The sequence below is a fragment of the Vannielia litorea genome (genome assembly GCF_018424695.1).
Lineage (GTDB): Bacteria > Pseudomonadota > Alphaproteobacteria > Rhodobacterales > Rhodobacteraceae > Vannielia > Vannielia litorea_A.
Map to the genome: position 1 here is coordinate 20,615 of NZ_QTNQ01000023.1, position 16,219 is coordinate 36,833.

Annotated in this window: 22 protein-coding genes; 8 read left to right on the forward strand and 14 right to left on the reverse strand. The window is 64.4% G+C overall.

Annotation, left to right across the window (positions count from 1 at the left end; translation table 11 throughout):
• Positions 1-529: 529 nt before the first annotated feature.
• Entirely contained in the window at positions 530-922 is a 393-nt protein-coding gene (gene rplS / locus DYI42_RS10215) for a 50S ribosomal protein L19 (RefSeq protein WP_213545833.1), read from the forward strand.
• An 11-nt stretch (positions 923-933) separates the two neighbouring features.
• Positions 934-1,155, forward strand: a complete 222-nt coding sequence (rpmE, locus tag DYI42_RS10220; RefSeq protein WP_213545834.1) for a 50S ribosomal protein L31 — start codon at positions 934-936, stop codon at positions 1,153-1,155.
• 82 nt (positions 1,156-1,237) lie between these two features.
• Here rpmE and DYI42_RS10225 read toward each other — a convergent pair whose 3' ends face one another.
• On the reverse strand, positions 1,238-1,777 hold the full coding sequence (locus DYI42_RS10225; protein ID WP_213545835.1) for a MarR family winged helix-turn-helix transcriptional regulator: 540 nt from the start codon (positions 1,775-1,777) through the stop codon (positions 1,238-1,240).
• A gap of 227 nt (positions 1,778-2,004) precedes the next feature.
• On the opposite strand from DYI42_RS10225, the gene DYI42_RS10230 reads away from it, so the two are divergent.
• Together DYI42_RS10230 and DYI42_RS10235 are read left to right on the forward strand one after the other, a co-directional pair.
• Complete coding sequence (locus tag DYI42_RS10230) at positions 2,005-3,369, forward strand: sensor histidine kinase (protein ID WP_213545836.1); 1,365 nt, start codon at positions 2,005-2,007, stop codon at positions 3,367-3,369.
• 41 nt (positions 3,370-3,410) lie between these two features.
• Positions 3,411-3,863 carry a hypothetical protein gene (locus tag DYI42_RS10235; RefSeq protein ID WP_213545837.1) on the forward strand — a complete coding sequence of 151 codons (453 nt, stop codon included), beginning with the start codon at positions 3,411-3,413 and terminating at the stop codon, positions 3,861-3,863.
• Positions 3,864-3,950: 87 nt separating this feature from the next.
• Here the strand turns inward: DYI42_RS10235 and DYI42_RS10240 are convergent, their stop codons facing one another.
• The 6 genes from DYI42_RS10240 to ruvC are packed head-to-tail and all read right to left on the reverse strand — an operon-like array spanning position 3,951 to position 7,991.
• Positions 3,951-4,349, reverse strand: coding sequence for a YbgC/FadM family acyl-CoA thioesterase (locus tag DYI42_RS10240; protein ID WP_213545838.1), 399 nt, complete (start codon positions 4,347-4,349; stop codon positions 3,951-3,953).
• A complete protein-coding gene (locus tag DYI42_RS10245) occupies positions 4,346-4,963 on the reverse strand; it encodes a hypothetical protein (protein WP_213545839.1) in 618 nt (205 codons plus the stop codon). Before DYI42_RS10245 ends, DYI42_RS10240 begins: the two co-directional genes overlap by 4 nt.
• A 46-nt stretch (positions 4,964-5,009) precedes the next feature.
• A complete protein-coding gene (ruvB, locus tag DYI42_RS10250; protein ID WP_213545840.1) occupies positions 5,010-6,032 on the reverse strand; it encodes a Holliday junction branch migration DNA helicase RuvB in 1,023 nt (340 codons plus the stop codon).
• Positions 6,029-6,889: a GIY-YIG nuclease family protein gene (locus tag DYI42_RS24585; RefSeq protein ID WP_213545841.1), complete on the reverse strand. Its 861-nt coding sequence runs from the start codon at positions 6,887-6,889 to the stop codon at positions 6,029-6,031. Before DYI42_RS24585 ends, ruvB begins: the two co-directional genes overlap by 4 nt.
• Positions 6,886-7,485: a Holliday junction branch migration protein RuvA gene (gene ruvA / locus DYI42_RS10260; RefSeq protein ID WP_213545842.1), complete on the reverse strand. Its 600-nt coding sequence runs from the start codon at positions 7,483-7,485 to the stop codon at positions 6,886-6,888. The genes DYI42_RS24585 and ruvA overlap by 4 nt, the downstream gene beginning before the upstream one ends.
• A complete protein-coding gene (gene ruvC, locus DYI42_RS10265; protein ID WP_213545843.1) occupies positions 7,482-7,991 on the reverse strand; it encodes a crossover junction endodeoxyribonuclease RuvC in 510 nt (169 codons plus the stop codon). Before ruvC ends, ruvA begins: the two co-directional genes overlap by 4 nt.
• A gap of 334 nt (positions 7,992-8,325) precedes the next feature.
• Between ruvC and DYI42_RS10270 the strand changes: the two genes are divergently transcribed.
• Complete coding sequence (locus DYI42_RS10270; protein WP_213545844.1) at positions 8,326-8,520, forward strand: DUF1127 domain-containing protein; 195 nt, start codon at positions 8,326-8,328, stop codon at positions 8,518-8,520.
• Between the two features lie 133 nt (positions 8,521-8,653).
• On the opposite strand, the gene mscL is transcribed toward DYI42_RS10270, so the two are convergent.
• Positions 8,654-9,085, reverse strand: coding sequence for a large conductance mechanosensitive channel protein MscL (mscL, locus tag DYI42_RS10275; protein WP_213545845.1), 432 nt, complete (start codon positions 9,083-9,085; stop codon positions 8,654-8,656).
• Between the two features lie 153 nt (positions 9,086-9,238).
• Here mscL and DYI42_RS10280 point away from each other — a divergent pair, with 153 nt between their 5' ends.
• Entirely contained in the window at positions 9,239-9,940 is a 702-nt protein-coding gene (locus tag DYI42_RS10280; protein ID WP_213545846.1) for a glutathione S-transferase family protein, read from the forward strand.
• A gap of 71 nt (positions 9,941-10,011) precedes the next feature.
• On the opposite strand, the gene DYI42_RS10285 is transcribed toward DYI42_RS10280, so the two are convergent.
• The 5 genes from DYI42_RS10285 to DYI42_RS10305 form a co-directional block, all read right to left on the reverse strand.
• Positions 10,012-10,410, reverse strand: a complete 399-nt coding sequence (locus tag DYI42_RS10285) for a hypothetical protein (protein WP_213545847.1) — start codon at positions 10,408-10,410, stop codon at positions 10,012-10,014.
• 175 nt (positions 10,411-10,585) lie between these two features.
• Positions 10,586-11,095 carry a hypothetical protein gene (locus DYI42_RS10290; RefSeq protein ID WP_213545848.1) on the reverse strand — a complete coding sequence of 170 codons (510 nt, stop codon included), beginning with the start codon at positions 11,093-11,095 and terminating at the stop codon, positions 10,586-10,588.
• Positions 11,092-13,485: a phenylalanine--tRNA ligase subunit beta gene (pheT, locus tag DYI42_RS10295; RefSeq protein WP_213545849.1), complete on the reverse strand. Its 2,394-nt coding sequence runs from the start codon at positions 13,483-13,485 to the stop codon at positions 11,092-11,094. The genes DYI42_RS10290 and pheT overlap by 4 nt, the downstream gene beginning before the upstream one ends.
• A gap of 79 nt (positions 13,486-13,564) precedes the next feature.
• Positions 13,565-13,813 (reverse strand): hypothetical protein, encoded by a 249-nt coding sequence (locus DYI42_RS10300; protein WP_342344638.1) that lies wholly within the window; start codon positions 13,811-13,813, stop codon positions 13,565-13,567.
• 5 nt (positions 13,814-13,818) lie between these two features.
• Positions 13,819-14,100, reverse strand: a complete 282-nt coding sequence (locus tag DYI42_RS10305; protein ID WP_213545850.1) for a YrhK family protein — start codon at positions 14,098-14,100, stop codon at positions 13,819-13,821.
• Between the two features lie 255 nt (positions 14,101-14,355).
• On the opposite strand from DYI42_RS10305, the gene DYI42_RS10310 reads away from it, so the two are divergent.
• Both DYI42_RS10310 and DYI42_RS24730 read left to right on the forward strand, forming a co-directional pair.
• The gene (locus DYI42_RS10310; protein ID WP_213545851.1) at positions 14,356-14,508 is read left to right on the forward strand and encodes a hypothetical protein; all 153 of its coding nucleotides are present in this window, start codon (positions 14,356-14,358) and stop codon (positions 14,506-14,508) included.
• Between the two features lie 262 nt (positions 14,509-14,770).
• The gene (locus DYI42_RS24730; protein ID WP_244867812.1) at positions 14,771-14,983 is read left to right on the forward strand and encodes a hypothetical protein; all 213 of its coding nucleotides are present in this window, start codon (positions 14,771-14,773) and stop codon (positions 14,981-14,983) included.
• Positions 14,984-15,088: 105 nt separating this feature from the next.
• Here the strand turns inward: DYI42_RS24730 and pheS are convergent, their stop codons facing one another.
• Positions 15,089-16,159, reverse strand: a complete 1,071-nt coding sequence (gene pheS, locus DYI42_RS10320) for a phenylalanine--tRNA ligase subunit alpha (RefSeq protein ID WP_213545873.1) — start codon at positions 16,157-16,159, stop codon at positions 15,089-15,091.
• Positions 16,160-16,219 lie beyond the last annotated feature (60 nt).

Genomic DNA, 16,219 nt, shown 5'->3' on the forward strand with positions numbered 1-16,219 from the left:
GTGCCCCGGGGTGAGCGAACTTATGGCCTTTCCTCACACTGCGAGCATCAGCAACCTCTTCCCCTCGGCCCCCGCCGCCAGCCTCGTGCCGCCGATACCTGGGTTGGGCTGCCCCCAACGCAATCCCCGTGGACCGACGCTGCGCACACAACTGTCACCGTCTTCACCATTGGCTTGAGCCTTGGTCCGAGACTGAGACTCGGCTCCACCGAAGCCCTCTCAGACCTTGCCAGGCGCAGCCTCTGGAAGGTGCGCGATGTGCCGTTTGCGTTGCCCTTCAATTGGCCCCGTGGTGCCGAGGCCCACAAACCCCTTGATCCAAAGCCCCCATCCCCCTAAACAGCGCCAGTCTGAGGGCGGAATCGCCTCCGGACCGTTCGGGTATGGGCCATGGCTCTGCGGACGTTGACCAAGGAACAGTGGCTGAACCCTTCGGCGGGCGCAAAACGGCGGACCCGGTAACAACCCGAAGCTCTGAGGCACGCCAAACCTCCGTGGCATACCACGGGCAATGATAGGAGTGGATCAGATGGACCTGATCGCTGAACTGGAGGCCGAGCAAGTCGCCTCCCTCGGGAAGGACATTCCCGACTTCAAGGCCGGCGACACCGTGCGCGTCGGCTACAAGGTGACCGAGGGCACCCGTACCCGCGTTCAGAACTACGAAGGCGTGTGCATTTCCCGCAAGAACGGCGAGGGCATTGCCGGCTCGTTCACCGTGCGCAAGATCTCTTTCGGCGAAGGCGTCGAGCGGGTCTTCCCGCTGCATGCCACCAACATCGACAGCATCACCGTGGTGCGTCGTGGTCGCGTTCGCCGCGCCAAGCTCTACTACCTCCGCACCCGCCGCGGCAAATCGGCCCGGATCGCCGAGGATTCCAACTACAAGCCGCGCGCGGACAAGTCCGGCGCAGAAGCGTAAGGAGCAGAGGCATGAAAAAAGACCTGCATCCCGAATACCACATCATCGACGTGAAGCTGACCAACGGCGACATCGTGCAGATGAAATCGACCTGGGGCGCCGAGGGCGACACGCTGTCGCTCGACATCGACCCCTCCGTGCACCCGGCCTGGACCGGCGGCAATGCCCGCCTGATGGACACCGGCGGCCGCGTGTCGAAGTTCAAGAAGAAGTACGAAGGCCTCGGTTTCTGAGCCTGCCCCGGCCCAGTGCCGGATCGGACACAAAGAACGCCGCCCAAGGGAAAGACCCGCGGGCGGCGTTTTCGTTTCAGGATCAGATCGGGCGCCGTCCATTTTGATACTCTCCCCGCCAGTCGACCCCGCCATCCACCTTATCCACCTTCGCCTCGACCGGGCAGCCCGTTTCACCGCACCGCTCGTAGTCGCACAGTCGGCAGGTGCGCCGGCCCTCTGCACGGGACGGTATGGCAGCCTGCAACAGCTTGTCGGCCAGTGCGGCCAGCAGGCGGCGTTCTTCGGGCGCAAGCGGCGCGAGAAGACTGTTGAGCGCATCCCGGCGCGCCGCGTGAAACCGCGTCACCTCTTCGCGGCCCTCCTCCGTCAACTCGATCGGCACGACCCGCCCCACCGCAGGTCGGCGCCGCACATAGCCGCGCCGCTCCAACCCGCGCAACATCCGCGCAACCCCCGGCTGGCACAGGCCGACAAGGGGCGGCAACGCATTGGCATAGATACCAGGCCGGAAATAGAGCGCGGACAGAGCCGCCGCCTCGGCGTGAGAAACATCTCCCAGCGCCGGTTTGACCCTGTCTTCGATCAGCGTGGCAAGAGCGCCGAACCTGTTGGTATCCAATTGCGCCTCCATCGAGGGATCAAAGGGTTGTGAGAGTTGTACTACACATTCATGTTTTAAAATTAAGGTGCCGTATTTACTTATTATAGAAAATTAAAATGCGCATATCTCCTTTTGGTTGAAATTCCATTATCCTGCGGTTAGCCTTACCGAGGTTACACACGAAATAATGTGATCTGTCGCGCTCCGAAATGCTGGAAAACTGGAGCGTGTCAGCACCGGGAAGCATGACGGATACTGACGATTATCGCGCACGCATAGACGTGTTGCGCTGCGCCGAACGTGTGCGTAGTGCCGAGTTTATTGCCCGTTTGTTGCTGATGTTCCTCGGCACGGCAGTTGGCGCGCTTCTCATGGGGCTCGAATGGCTGCCGCTTTGGCTCGGAGTTTATTACGCGGCTATCTCGCTCGAAAAGCTCGTTCTCTGGCGGTGGCAGCACGTCAATACGCGCGGATACTTTTTTGTTCTCATCGCAATTTCCGCGGTGATTTCCACGGCCTATGCTGTTTTGCCAGTTTACCTGTGGCTGCATGAGAATGATGCGCTCAAGTTCGGCGCATTGGTCTTGCTGGTCGGGGGCGTGCTCAATGTGTTCCTGGTGCGGGCGCAGGTGTGGGAGATCTCGATGGCCTACCTGGTGCCACTCTGTGCAACATTCCCCGTTATCACCGGCTCGACCTTTGAAGCCCCCACCGGCGGGCCGCTGTTTTACACTTACGCCGTCCTGTCGGTCTCCGTCATCCTTTACATCTGCATCGCGGTGCAGGCGGCAAACAAGGCCCATCGCAAGTTTCTCGAAACCGAGCGGCAGTTCTTCCAGGCGCAAAAGATGGAGGCCGTGGGCACGCTGGCGGGCGGGATTGCCCATGATTTCAACAACATGCTGGGTGTCGTGCAGGGCAACCTTGAATTGTTGCAAGCTGCAGAAGACGCTGAAGCCCGCGAGACCTTCACAAGTGAAGCGCTGACGGCCTGCTGGCGTGGCGCGGCGCTCACCCGCCAGCTTCTGACCCTGAGCCGAAACGCGATGCTCCAGCCCCGGCGCCTTGATGCAACCGGCACGCTCTATCAGGTTGAGCGTCTGGTCCGAAGAGTCGTGCCGGAGAGCATTGGGCTAAGCGTGGTGGCCGAGCCCAATCTGCCGCCAGTAATCGCCGATGAAACCACGCTTCAGGCGGCGCTGCTCAACCTCGCGATCAATGCCCGCGATGCCATGCCGGATGGCGGGAACATGCGGTTCGAGGCGCGCAGGCTCAACGCGGACGCGTCCCGCCCCGGCTGGTTGCCCGCCGGCGAGTTCGTGGTTCTCTCGGTCGCCGACACAGGCGAGGGAATCCCGCAAGAGATCATCAACAAGATCTTCGACCCCTTCTTCTCGACCAAACCCAAGGGCCGCGGCACCGGGTTGGGGCTGGCGATGGTGGCGGGTTTTGCACGGCAATCGGGCGGGCATGTGCAGGCCGAGGCCCGGCGCGGCAAAGGCAGTCGTCTCAGCCTTTACCTGCCCGCCCGGCCAGCAGAACATTCGGCCATCGCCGAGCCCGCAACGGAAGCCCATTCCGCCGCCCACCAAAGCGCCGCGGCGAGCTGAGCGCCCCTTGCGCTACCCAGTATGCCCGCTAGGGTCTGCCCATGCGCCGCACCTTCGCCCTTCTCGTCTGCCTTGCCACGCCTGCCGCGAGCCAAACGCCGGAGCCATCCCTCCCGCGAGACATTTTCGCCCATCTTGCCGCCAACACCTGGGCTTTCCCGAACGTCGATCAGATGCATTGCGACGAGAACCCGCATAGCGTGACATTCGACGCGGCCCGGGAAACATCGTGGTTCGATTGGCGCGGCCCGATGATCAACTACCTCGGCGAAACCGACCAACAGGGCGTCTATGACGTGCTGGAGAGCGACGAAGGCTCGATTACCATGCTTTTGCACGGCGAGCAGCGACGGACCGATGCAGGCGAGCCCGTGGTGTGGATCCTGCGGCTGATCGACGGCGGCGAGGCCTATTGCTGGGACCGGACAGATTGGGACCCGCCGCGCTGCACCCATGTCCACGTCCGCTGCCACGGCCCTGCGCCGATCAGTTGAGCCCCGCGCAGGAAAGATCTTGTCCAAGATCTTTCGCCCCGGAAAAATCTTCCTGAAGATTTTTTTGCGCTTCGAGAGAATTCTTGATCAAGAATTCTCCGTGTCGGCGGCCCCGCGCAGGGCCTCGGGCAGCCGCACCGGCCGCCCGCCCGTGCCCATGGCCACCAGTGTCACTTGTGCCTCGAAGAGCGCCGCGCCATCGCGGATAACCCGCTGGGCCAACACCATCCGGGCCGCCGTGCGGGTGGCGACGACGGTTTCGACCGCCAGCACATCCCCGAGGCGGGCGGGGGAGAGGAAATCGGCCTCGACGCGGCGCACGGCAAAGACGAGTCCCGCCTCAAGCATCGCGTTCTGGTCCACCCCCAGCCCAGCCACCCAGGCGGAGCGGGCGCGTTCAATGAACTTCAGGTAATTGGCGTGGTACACGAAGCCCGACAGGTCGGTGTCTTCATAGAAAACTTCCGTTTCGAACAGGTGGCTCATGGCTGCACCCGCGCCGCCAGCCGCAACGCGTGGCTCGGGTCATGCGCCACCGGTGGCATCACCGGGTCGTAGGCGGCCACGATCACACCGGCAATCTCGGGCCGGAGCACCGCACGCCCCTCGGCCAGCCCCAGAGGGGACGCACCGGCAAAAGCGCCCTCGCCCCAATCGAGGATCACCTGCACCATCTGTGTCAACGCCAGCGCCTCAGCCGCCTGCGCCCGGTTGGCCGCATCCATCCGCACGAAAACGAAGGCCGCACGAATGGCACCCTCCGCTTCGAAGCGGAACGCCCGGTAGGAAGAGGCGTCGGCCCGCTCCAGTCGGCCCACCAGATCTTCCAGCCCCGGGATCATTCCGCCAAGGTCCGGCACTGCGAGCAGCTCTTCCCATTCCCGGAAGAAGAAGAAGAACAGGTTGGCCCCCTGCTCATTGTCCATCTCGGCCATCTTGTGGCCCGCCATGGCCACCACCGCCTCGCAGGCGCCCTTGACCACCGCCAACGTCTCTTCCTCGACGCCGAAGACAATCGGCACGATGGGCCGCTGCCAGCGGGCGAAGTGATAGCTTCCGTCAGCGCGGGTGAAGAGGCGGGCGATGTCTTCTGGGCTCATGGGGCGGTTGTGCAACAGCCGCGCCGTCGCGGCAAGGCGCAGGGGTCTACTCGAAAAGGTCACCCGGCCCGGACGGCGGCGCGAGGCCCAGATGGGCCCAGGCCCGCGAGGCCAGCGCCCGCCCCCGCGGTGTGCGCTGGATGAGGCCCTGTTGCAGCAGGTAGGGCTCGATGACCTCTTCGATGGCGTCCCGGCTCTCCGACAGTGCGGCAGAGAGCGTTTCCACCCCCACCGGCCCGCCCTGATAGGCCTCGGCGATGAGCGACAGGTAGCGCCGGTCGGCCCCGTCGAGCCCGAGCTTGTCGACGCCCAGCCGGGTGAGCGCGCCATCCGCAATCGCGCGGGTGATCCGCCCGTCGCCCTCGACCAGGGCGAAATCCACCACCCGCCGCAACAGCCGACCGGCAATCCGGGGCGTACCGCGCGCGCGGGCCGCGATCTCATGCGCCCCGTCCTCGTCGCAGGGGATGTTCAGCAGACGCGCGCCCCGCATCGTGATGCTGTGCAACTCCTCCACGGTGTAGAATTGCAGCCGTGTCGGAATGCCGAAACGGTCGCGCAGCGGCGTTTGCAGCAGCCCCAGCCGGGTGGTGGCCCCCACCAGCGTGAAAGGCTCCAGCTCGATCCGCACACTTCGCGCCGCCGGCCCCTCGCCGATCACCAGGTCGAGCGCAAAGTCTTCCATCGCCGGGTAGAGCACCTCTTCCACCACCGGGTTCATCCGGTGGATCTCGTCGATGAAAAGCACATCGCGCGGCTCGAGATTGGTGAGGATCGCCGCGAGGTCGCCCGCCCGCGCCAGCACCGGCCCGGAGGTCATCCGAAAGCCCACGCCCAACTCCTTGGCCATGATCTGTGCCAGCGTTGTCTTGCCAAGGCCGGGGGGGCCATGAAACAGCGTATGGTCCATCGCCTGCCCACGCCGCCTGGCGCTCTCGATGAAGACCTTCAGGTTCGCCCGCGCCTCCGCCTGCCCGGTGAAATCATCGAGCGTTTCGGGCCGGAGCGCGCCGGAGGCCGTATCCTCTTCGCGCGGCTCTGGGCGCAGGGTTGGGTCTGGCTCGCTCATGTGTTCAATCCAAACCGCTTGGTGTGCAATCTGTGCATCCACGTTTGCTCAAGCGCTGTGATCTCCTCGATAGGTGTATCGGGAGAAACGCGCTCCAATATTGAGAATCGAAAGTTCGCCGGGTTGCGTTGTCGGAGTTGGGCGGTAACGCCATGATCCCTCCTTACATGCGACCTCCAGCGGCTCAGGAGGTTTTCTGCTCCATATGCAGAACCCACGTAACGAGCACCGTCAGTCTCGTCGACGATAAGGTATATCCCTCTCCACTCCCTCAAACGTGCTTCTTGATTAGGGCTGATCACACGCAACTCGGGTCCAGTCATACACCATTTCCGCCATGCCGGCGGAAGCGGGTCAAACATTGAGATGGATGAAAGCTCAACAATCTCGGGATCGAGGTTCTCCGCCAACCGCACATAGTTTTGAGTGCGGCGAGGCGAGATCATCAGCCGACCGACGAGATCACTCATATGATCGGTAAGCGAGAAATTGAAGACCGAGTAATCCGCGCGCAATTTGTAGTCCAAGCCCAAATCGTCGGACAGCACCCGAACATGCTCCCTCGCGGTATCCCAAAAGGCACTCGGAGCCCCCTCAGTCTCGACTCGATATACCCCAGCAAGTGCAGAGCGTTCATCGAGGAGGCCCACAAAGGAGACTGCAAAGTTCCGGTTCCGAAGCGTGGCAGCGGCATTTCCCTTGTGCGTGCGCTGATAGGTTTCGAAGAGTGCACGTTGATTGCCAACGATGCCGGGCAGGAGCCTCCGGAAATTTGGTTCGCGCGGCGTATGTAGAATAACCGCGCAGTCTGAAGGGTCTATTCCGCAAGTACGCAGTATGTCGTTGAGCTTAATCACCCCTTCGGTGCCAGCAGCTTCAGAGCCGCGCGGATCAGCGCGCCCGAGTCTTCGCCCTCCGCCTGCGCCACCGCCTGCGCCGCTTCGGACTGCCCGTAGCCAAGGTTGACCAGCGCCGAAAGCGCATCGGCCTCCACCACCTCCAGCGGTTCCGGCGAGAGCGCGCCGCCCCCGAACGACCCCATCGCCATCACGCCCGCCGCCTTCTCCTTCAACTCGTTCACCACGCGCGCCGCCAGCTTTGGCCCGACGCCGGGCGCTGATCTTACCGCCGCCGCGTCGCCCAGCGTGATCGCCCGGCCCACGCCCTCCGGCCCCAACGTACCCAGGATCGCGAGCGACACCTTGGCCCCCACGCCCTGAACGGAGGTCAGCAGCCGGTGCCACTCTTTTTCAAGCAGGGTCGGAAAGCCGAAGAGTTGCAGGTTGTCCTCCCGCACCAGCAGATCGGTATAGAGCGCCACCGCCTCGCCGGGGGCAGGCAGCGCGGCCAGCGTGCGCTCGGAGACGTAAACGAGGTAGCCCACCCCGCGCACGTCGATCAGCACGTGATCCGTGGCGCGGTAATCCAGCCGCCCGGCGATGCGCCCGATCATCCTGCGGCCCTCAGCGCGGCGGCAAGCTTGGCCGCTCCCGGGCCGGAGTGGTGAGAGTGGCAGATGGCGATGGCGAGCGCGTCCGCCGCATCGGCTCCCGCGACCTTCGCCCCCGGGAAGTAATGGGCGACCATATGGGAAATCTGCCCCTTCGCGGCGTGGCCTGTGCCGACCACCGCCTTCTTCACCGCGTTGGGCGCATATTCGCCCGGGGCCAGCCCCGCCTCGGCCAGCGCCAGAAGCGCCACGCCGCGCGCCTGCCCCAGCTTCAGCGTGCCCTGTCCGTCACGGTTGACGAAGGTTTGCTCGATCGCCGCCGCCTCGGGGGCATGTTCTGCGATTACCGCACTCAGGGCATGGAAGAGAGATTGCAGCCGCAGGGCCAGCGGCGCAGCGGCGTCGCTGCTGCAAATCCCGTTGGCGATATGGGTGAGTCGGCTGCCCTCGGCCTCGATCACGCCCCAGCCCAGGTTGCGCAGGCCCGGATCGACCCCGATGATACGCATGCTCGCCCTCTCGATTGCCTGCAATTCGCAGCGCTTTTTACCGGGCTAGCACGAAACGTGAACAATCCCAAGCGCCAATGCGGCGGGCGGCGCACCCTGCGCGGCCCGAAAGCGACGGGTCCGGCACCGGAAACGTCGCTTTTCGCCCCTTGGCGTCACGTAAATTTCATACGCGTTTACAGTGCGTTACTCGCTCACCGACCCATGCATTTTTCGCATGCCGGGCATGTTTTCATCGCGCTTGTTAAATGTGCATAGCGGTTCTAGCTAAGCCTCAGATTTCGGCAGCCTGAAAACCGCCCTCCCCACTTCACACGCCCTACAGGAGCCACCGATGGCCTTCTTTGATGCAACCACCCGCGCTTCCGGCAGCACCTTTGCTGGCAAGCTTGCCCATTTCCTCACCCGTCCCGCCGGTGTCATCGCCGACTGGAATGATCGCCGCGTGACCCGCAAGGCCCTCTCCAAGCTGACAGACCGTGAGCTGGACGATATCGGGCTGACCCGCGCGGACGTCGCGGAAATCTGAACTCTCCCTGCCAGCAATGGCAAACTTGAAAGGGCGGCCCGAAAGGTGCCGCCCTCTTTTTTGCCAAGCGCGGACGAGCCGAACATGAAAAAGGGCGCCCCGCAGAGCGCCCTTTGGCTGGTTCAGAGCGGTCTCAGCCCTTCTTCAGCTCGTCGCGGATCTCGAGCAGCACATCGAGCTCGGAGGGGCCGCTTTCCACCTCGGGCTCCACGTCTTGAGGCTTTTCAGCCAAGGCCTTCACCTTGTTGACGTAGCGCACCAGCATGAAGACGACGAAGGCGATGATCAGGAAGTTGATCACGGCCATCACGAAGGACCCCCAGGCAAAGACGTTCGCACCGGCTTCGCGGGCGGCCTCAAGCGAGGTGCCCTCGGCCACATCACCCGACAGCACGGCGTAGTTGTTGGTAAAGTCCAGACCGCCGGTGAAGAGGCCGATGATCGGGTTGATCAGATCGGCAACCATCGAGCTGACGATCGCGGTGAAGGCGGCACCGATGATGATCCCCACCGCCATGTCCATCACATTGCCCTTGGCAATGAAATCCTTGAATTCTTTCATCATGTGACTGTCCCTCTCTTACTCATTTTCCGCACTGTTTTGCTTGGCCCCCTCCGAGGCTGTGCGGCTTTTAACGCTTATCCTGCATTTTTGAAGCTTTTTTTCGCAATCGTTGACGCTACCTAGCCAGAAACTGAACAATCAGGGACCCACTCGATGACAGACCTTTCCGAATTCGCCGTCACCAAACGCTGGCCGGTGGAAGACCCTTCCAAGCTGCAACTCTTTTCCTTCCCCACGCCCAACGGCCGCAAGATCGGCATCGCGCTGGAGGAGATGGGCCTGCCCTACGAGGCGCATCGCGTCACCGTGTCGGACGCCGATGTGAAAAGCCCCGAGTTTCTCAGCCTGAACCCCAACAACAAGATCCCCGCGATCATCGACCCCGATGGCCCCGGCGGCAAGCCGCTGGCGCTCTGGGAGAGCGGCGCGATCCTGATCTATCTCGCTGAAAAGACGGGCAAGTTCTACGGCGAGAGCGGCACCGGCAAGCACGTGGTCAACCAATGGCTGATGTGGCAGATGGGCGGCCTCGGCCCGATGCTGGGGCAGCTCGGCTTCTTCTACAAGTTCGCAGGCAGCAAGATGGAAGATCCGCTTCCGCGGGAGCGCTACATCGGCGAGGCCAAACGGCTGCTGGGCGTGCTTGAGAGCCAGCTGGTGGGCAAGGAGTGGATCGCCGACGACTACTCCATCGCCGACATGGCCATTGTGCCCTGGCTGATGGGGCTTGAGTTTTACGGCGCGGAAGAGATCGTGGGCCTGCCGGATCTCGAGCGCGTTTCCGCCTACATCGCGCGCTTCAAGGCCCGCCCCGCCGTGCAGGCCGGGCTCAACGTACCGCCCCGCGAGGGCTGAAGCAAAGAGACGCTGAAGGCGTGGATGGGCGGCTTCTGGGCTGGCTCATCCGCCCTTCGTGACGTCTCCGGCTACCTGCGCATCCAGGTGCGTTGGAAGGTATCGACCGATTTCATCAAGTTGCAGGCAGCAATGAGGCGCGAGGCAGCGGGCGGCGGAAACAGCCGCACATGCCGCCGCCCTTCCACCAGCAACAGCCGGTAGCGATAGCGCGTGACGGCGCCCGCCTCCTCGGTGGTAAGTGTGACCTTGCCAAACCGCGTCTCGCTCTCGGCGATTACCCTGCACGTGCGTTTGCCACGCGGGCGCGCGCAGGTTTGCGCGGTGTTGGAGGCGGTCCAGACAAAGGTTTTTCCGGCATGGGTCAGGTGCACGGTATCGAGGTAGTTTTCGTCGAGATACTCGAAGGCCCCTGCACCGCCCGGCAGGCTGGTGAGCTGATCCGTCGGGGCCTGGAGATTGGCGAACATGCCCTTCTCCAACGGCAAAGAAATGTCGCACCCGAAGGCGGGAGCAGCAAAAAACGCGGCGCAGAATGCCGCCGCTTTGATCCGGGGCATGCTAGCCCTCCTTGAAACCGGTTAGGTTTCAACGCGCCGGTCGCGCCGCCGGTTCCATGGGGTCCGAAAGTTTTTAGGGGCCACTTCACCCCGGCTGCGCCAATTGGGTCCGGGCGAAAGCAAACCAGGCCGCCAGAACGCTGCAGGCTGCATCTTCGGGGCCGTCCGCGGGCTGGCCAGACAGCGACAGCCGCCTGTCCGGCGCGTCCTGCACCACCATCGCCCCGGCCCAGCGCGCATCGGCCCGCTCGACCCAGAGAAGGGCGAAACGCTCGGGCGCCGCGACCTTGAGCGCGCAGGGCAGATCTGGCGTGCAGAGACCGCGCGCATTTTCGGCGCGCCATGGCAGCAGGCCATCGTCGGTGTCGATCCCGGAGTTTGACAGGCTGTCGGGCCCGGACAAATGCCATGTGGCATCGACCCCGGCCAGCGTGTGGACTTGCCCGGCCTTGTCCGCCACGGGAGCCAGAAGGCCCTGCGGCAGCGCCATTTCAGGCACGCAGGCGACCTTGACCTCGCGGTGGAGCAAATGGGGGATGACGAGCAGGGTGGCGGCCAGGACGGCCACCACCAGCGCCCAGCGCCAGCGGGTCACCCGCGCAGCACGCCGCCGGTGGCCTTTGTCACCTTCTCCACAACCTTCGCGGCGACGCCGGCGATCTCTTCATCGGTCAGGGTCTTTTCAGAGGGCTGCATCCGCACGGTAATGGCGAGGCTCTTCATGCCCTCACCGAGGCTGCCGCCGATGAACTGGTCGAACAGGCGCACATCCTCGATCAGCGCCTTGTCGGCCCCGCGCGCGGCGTTCATCAGGTCCATCGCGGCCACGCCTTCATCGACCACAAAGGCAAAGTCGCGCTCCACCGCCTGAAGGTCGGCCAGCACCACGGCCCCGCGCGAGGCGCCTTTGGCCTTCTTCGCCGGCACCGCCTGCGGCCAGATGGTGAAGCCCACCGCCGGGCCTTTCACATCCATCTCACGCAGGATGCGGGGGTGGATCTCGCCGAACACCGCCAGCACGATCTTGCCCAGCGCCATCACCGAAGAGCGACCGGGGTGCCACCAGTCACTGGCCTCACGGCGGAATTGCACCCGCTCGGGCGCGCCGAGGGCGGCGAGCACGGCCTCGCAATCGGCCTTGGCGTCATAGAGGTCCACGTTGCGGCGCGCGCCGAAGCTGTCACGCGGGCCGGTAGCCCCGACCAGAAGGCCGGTGGCCAGCGTGTGCTGCTCACCCGGCTCGCCGCCGTGGAAGGCCGCGCCCACTTCGAACAGCGCCATATCGGCAAAGCCGCGCGCCTGGTTGCGGGCGGCAGCTTGCAGCAGCCCGGGCAGGAGCGCGGGCCGCATGTGGCTCATCTCCGAGGAAATCGGGTTTTCAAGCTGGGTGTCCAGCTCGCCGCCCTTGAAGAGCTTCGCCGTGGCTTCGTCGATGAAACTGTAGGTCACGCATTCGTTGTAACCGAGGCTGGCGATGGTGCGCCGCGCGACGCGCTCGCGCTGCTGGCTCTCGGTCAGGATCGGCTTGGGCACACCCGGCGCCACCCGCGCCATCGGCTTTCCGACAAGCCCTTTGAGCGAGGCGATACGGGCGACCTCTTCCACCAGGTCCGCCTCGCCCTGCACGTCAGGCCGCCAAGAGGGCACCTGCGCCATGTCGCCGTCCATGACAAAGCCCAGCGCCTCAAGCGAGGCGCGCTGCGTGGCTTCGGGGATGTCCATGCCCACGAGCGACGAACAGCGCGCGGCGTCGAGCTTGTAGGCGCGGCTCACGTCGGGCACCGCGCCGGCCTCGATCAGCTCACTCGGCTCACCGCCGCAGAGTTCGAGAATCATCGCCGTGGCATCATCCACCGCCTGCCGGTTGTAGCCCGGATCAATCCCGCGCTCGTTGCGGTAACGCGCATCGGAGTTGATCTTCAGCGCGCGTCCGGTGAGCGCGATCTGAACAAAGTCCCAATAGGCCGCTTCGAGGATCACATCCGTGGTCTCTTCGGTGCAGCCCGAGTCTTCGCCCCCCATGATCCCGCCGATGCTCTCCACGCCCTTTTCGTCCGAAAACACCATCGCGCCCTCGGGCATGGCATAGGTCTTGCCATCCAGCGCCAGCAGCTCTTCGCCGCCCTTGGCGCGGTGGATCAACAGATCGCCCGTCACCTTGCCGCCGTCGAACACGTGCAGCGGGCGGTTGCGATCGTAGGTGAAGTAGTTGGTGATATCGACCAGCGCCGAGATCGGTCGCAGCCCGATGGCGCGCAGCTTCTTCTGCAGCCACTCCGGCGAGGGGCCGTTCTTCACACCCTTGATGTAGCGCCCCTGAAACACGTGGCAGCCGTCTGCCGCATCCTCGGCGATGGTCACATTCACCGGGCTGGCGAATTTGCCCTCGATCTTCTGCGCCTCAAGCGGCTTCAGCTTGCCCAACCCCCGCGCCGCGAGGTCGCGGGCGATGCCATGCACACCCAGCGCATCGGGCCGGTTGGGGGTGATGGCGATCTCGATCACCGGGTCCACCGCCTCAGGGCGGTTGGCCGCCAGCCAGTCGGTGAAACGGTCACCCACCTCGCCGCTCTCCAACTCGATGATCCCATCGTGCTCGTCGCTCAGCTCCATCTCGCGTTCCGAGGCCATCATCCCGTGGCTCTCGATCCCGCGAATCTTGCCGACCTGAATGGTGGTGTCGATCCCCGGCACATAGGTGCCGGGCTTGGCCACCACCACGGTGATGCCCTCGCGCGCGTTCGGCGCGCCGCAGATGATCTGCTTCTCGCCCTCGTCGGTGAGCACCCGGCACACCTTCAGCCGGTCGGCATCGGGGTGCTTCTCGGCGGCGAGCACCTTGCCGATGGTAAAGGCCTCAAGCCGGGAGGCCGGGTTTTCGATCCCCTCCACCTCAAGGCCGAGATCGGTCAGCGCGTCGAGGATATCGTCAAGGGGAGCCTCGGTTTCGAGGTGCTCCTTGAGCCAGCTCAGGGTGAATTTCATCGGGTCGTCCTTATCCGCCGTGTCGGGGGTTCGCGCGGGGTTTAGCGCAATGACGCAGAGGGGAAAAGGGCGCGGGTGCTCAGCGCCGCCGCCGCCCGGCACGCGCACGCCATCGCCGCCAGAGAGGGCGCAGATCAAGTGCAGCCACGGCAATGCCGAGCGGAATCATCCAGAACCCCAGCACCGGCAGGAAGCCCAGCACGCCACCGCAGATCAGAAGCACCCCGACAACCGCCCGCCAGCCGGGCCGCACGCGATGGCGCACCCAGAGCCGCAGCCGCGCCAGCCGCGCCTTCAGGTCCGTCCGGGCGTGCTGCGAGCGTGCCACCCGCCCTAGCGCTCCACGCGCTCGGCCAGCGTTTCATATTTGCCCATGCGCAGCAGTTTCACCTCCCGCGCAAGCCGGATCGCGGGCTTGGCCAGAAACAGCAGCGAGCCGATGGTGAACAGCCAGATCGCCGGTGTCTCGACCGAGGGCCAGAAAAACAGCACCGAGCCGATGAGGAAGCAGATCGCCGCGCCAAAATCCACCAGCGTGTAAGCCAGCTCGTAAAGCGCGTAGATACGGCGCGTGTCGTGGTTTCTCTCGCGGTTCTCGTGGCGAAACAGCTTCATGCCAGGCTCCTCTCGTGCGGTTAGCCACCCTGTAACTTCCCTGCAACCAGGACACAAACCTGCCGCCTTTGCCTAAATTTCGCCACAATTGCGCCCTATCTTGACCGTGAACCGGTGGGGGCCGTTTCACATGACGAATATGGGGGTGCCATGCTTTCGTCCGTTATCGACTCCCTCGGGGGATTCCTCCGACCACTTGCTGTTGCCGTTCTCGTGCTCATTGGGCTCGGGTTCATTTCCAATTCGCCAGACGGCGTGGGTGGCTCGACTTGCCGCCAGCTGACCGACAACATTGAACTCAATCGTGCGCTCTGCCGGATGAACCCGGCCCGGATCTGGAACATGCCGGTCGCCGACCTCATCCCCGGGCTTCGCTCGGAGGAGGCTCCGGCGAAAGCCACGAACTAGGCCGCCTTCCGAGTTCGGCGCGCCGCTCCGCCCTGCCCCGCAGCCATTTTCCCTCGTTTCCGGCTACGGGGCGGGGCGGTTCTTTCCGTTCTTGGAAACAGTTCTGACCGTTTCAGCACGACTGTTTCTGCAAAATCACCACGAACTTGCCTTTTTCGTGCCGCGATCCGGGGGCTAGGTGACGTTGCGACACCCGAAAACGGGGCGCGTCAAGAGATCGCGGAAGCCGGAAGACCGGCACGCGAAGTGCAAGGACGAGCAGATGCAGACCACTTTGAAAACCGCAGCAGGCGGCGCACGTTTCCCCGTGCTCGTCGTGCTCACCCTCACCGCCGCCGCCATCCTGGCCGTGCCGGTGCTTGACGCAAAGGCGGTCAGCCTTGCACGCGGAACCATCATGGATGCGATCGACCAGGGGTCGGTGGCCTTCGTGAAGGGGCTGCTCCCCGAGACAGGGGACAATCTGCCCGACTAACCGTTCGGGTGGGGGCAAAAGCGCGGGCGCGGCGGTGGACCAGGGGGCTGGATACCGCCGCGCCCTCTTTGTTTTGCGTAGGGTGGGTGAAACGCACCAAACGCCTTAGCGCGACACACCCGCATGCAAAGTCGGCACATCCAGCGCGGCGAAGCCATAGTGGCGCAGCCAGCGCAGGTCGCTTTCGAAGAAGGCGCGCAGGTCGGGGATGCCATATTTCAGCATCGCGATCCGGTCGATCCCCATGCCGAAGGCGAAGCCCTGCCATTCGTCCGGGTCGATATTGCCCGCGCGCAGCACGTTCGGGTGCACCATGCCGCTGCCCAGCACCTCCAGCCAGTCGTCACCCTCGCCCACCTTCACGGTGCCGCCCTCGAAGCTACACTGAATATCCACCTCTGCCGAAGGTTCGGTGAAGGGGAAGTGCGAGGCGCGGAAGCGGGTTTTCACGCTGGTGCCGAAGTAGGCGGTGAAGAACTCTTCCAGCACCCACTTGAGGTTGGCCATCGAGATGTCCTTGTCGATGGCGAGGCCCTCGACCTGGTGGAACATCGGCGTGTGCGTCTGGTCGTAATCCGCGCGATACACGCGACCGGGGCAAATGATCCGCGTCGGCGCGCCGCCCGCTTCCATCGACCGGATCTGCACCGGCGAGGTGTGGGTGCGCAGCACATGGGGCGGGCGGTTGTCGCCCTCTTTGCGCGCCATGTAGAAGGTATCCATCTCCGCCCGCGCCGGGTGGTGCGAGGGGATGTTCAGCGCGTCGAAGTTATACCAGTCGGTCTCGATCTGCGGGCCTTCGGCCACGGCGAAGCCCATGTCGGCGAAAATGGCCGTTACTTCCTCGGTCACCTGGCTCACCGGGTGGATCGTGCCTTGCCGACGGGGGCGGCTCGGCAGAGTCACATCGAGCCACTCGCTCTTCAGCCGCTCGTCGAGCGCGGCATCGGCCAGCGCAGCCTTGCGGGCGGTGAGCGCGGCGTTGATCTCATCCTTCAGCGCGTTCAGCGCGGGGCCGGCCACCTGGCGCTCTTCCGGGCTCATCTTGCCCAGTTCGCGCATCTTCAGGCTCACCTCACCCTTCTTGCCCACGGCGGCCAAGCGCAGTTCCTCCAGCGCCGCCTCATCGGTGGCTCCGGCAATCGCCTCGATGTATTTTCCGCGCAGCTCGTCCATCAGCGGGGCCTCCATTTGCACCGCCGCTTGCCTATAGCGGAGCGCGTGAGGGTGCAAGCC

What these genes read in the sequence shown, in the direction of transcription:
- DYI42_RS10305 (WP_213545850.1), bottom strand. Translation starts at nt 14,100, where the DNA reads ATGAAGCTGTTTCGCCACGAGAACCGCGAGAGAAACCACGACACGCGC.
- DYI42_RS10240 (WP_213545838.1), bottom strand. Translation starts at nt 4,349, where the DNA reads ATGAGCCACCTGTTCGAAACGGAAGTTTTCTATGAAGACACCGACCTG.
- pheS (WP_213545873.1), bottom strand. Translation starts at nt 16,159, where the DNA reads ATGGACGAGCTGCGCGGAAAATACATCGAGGCGATTGCCGGAGCCACC.
- DYI42_RS10245 (WP_213545839.1), bottom strand. Translation starts at nt 4,963, where the DNA reads ATGAGCCCAGAAGACATCGCCCGCCTCTTCACCCGCGCTGACGGAAGC.
- pheT (WP_213545849.1), bottom strand. Translation starts at nt 13,485, where the DNA reads ATGAAATTCACCCTGAGCTGGCTCAAGGAGCACCTCGAAACCGAGGCT.
- ruvB (WP_213545840.1), bottom strand. Translation starts at nt 6,032, where the DNA reads ATGAGCGAGCCAGACCCAACCCTGCGCCCAGAGCCGCGCGAAGAGGAT.
- rplS (WP_213545833.1), top strand. Translation starts at nt 530, where the DNA reads ATGGACCTGATCGCTGAACTGGAGGCCGAGCAAGTCGCCTCCCTCGGG.
- DYI42_RS10280 (WP_213545846.1), top strand. Translation starts at nt 9,239, where the DNA reads ATGACAGACCTTTCCGAATTCGCCGTCACCAAACGCTGGCCGGTGGAA.
- DYI42_RS10270 (WP_213545844.1), top strand. Translation starts at nt 8,326, where the DNA reads ATGGCCTTCTTTGATGCAACCACCCGCGCTTCCGGCAGCACCTTTGCT.
- ruvA (WP_213545842.1), bottom strand. Translation starts at nt 7,485, where the DNA reads ATGATCGGGCGCATCGCCGGGCGGCTGGATTACCGCGCCACGGATCAC.
- ruvC (WP_213545843.1), bottom strand. Translation starts at nt 7,991, where the DNA reads ATGCGTATCATCGGGGTCGATCCGGGCCTGCGCAACCTGGGCTGGGGC.
- DYI42_RS10235 (WP_213545837.1), top strand. Translation starts at nt 3,411, where the DNA reads ATGCGCCGCACCTTCGCCCTTCTCGTCTGCCTTGCCACGCCTGCCGCG.
- DYI42_RS10230 (WP_213545836.1), top strand. Translation starts at nt 2,005, where the DNA reads ATGACGGATACTGACGATTATCGCGCACGCATAGACGTGTTGCGCTGC.
- rpmE (WP_213545834.1), top strand. Translation starts at nt 934, where the DNA reads ATGAAAAAAGACCTGCATCCCGAATACCACATCATCGACGTGAAGCTG.
- DYI42_RS10285 (WP_213545847.1), bottom strand. Translation starts at nt 10,410, where the DNA reads ATGTTCGCCAATCTCCAGGCCCCGACGGATCAGCTCACCAGCCTGCCG.
- DYI42_RS24730 (WP_244867812.1), top strand. Translation starts at nt 14,771, where the DNA reads ATGCAGACCACTTTGAAAACCGCAGCAGGCGGCGCACGTTTCCCCGTG.
- mscL (WP_213545845.1), bottom strand. Translation starts at nt 9,085, where the DNA reads ATGATGAAAGAATTCAAGGATTTCATTGCCAAGGGCAATGTGATGGAC.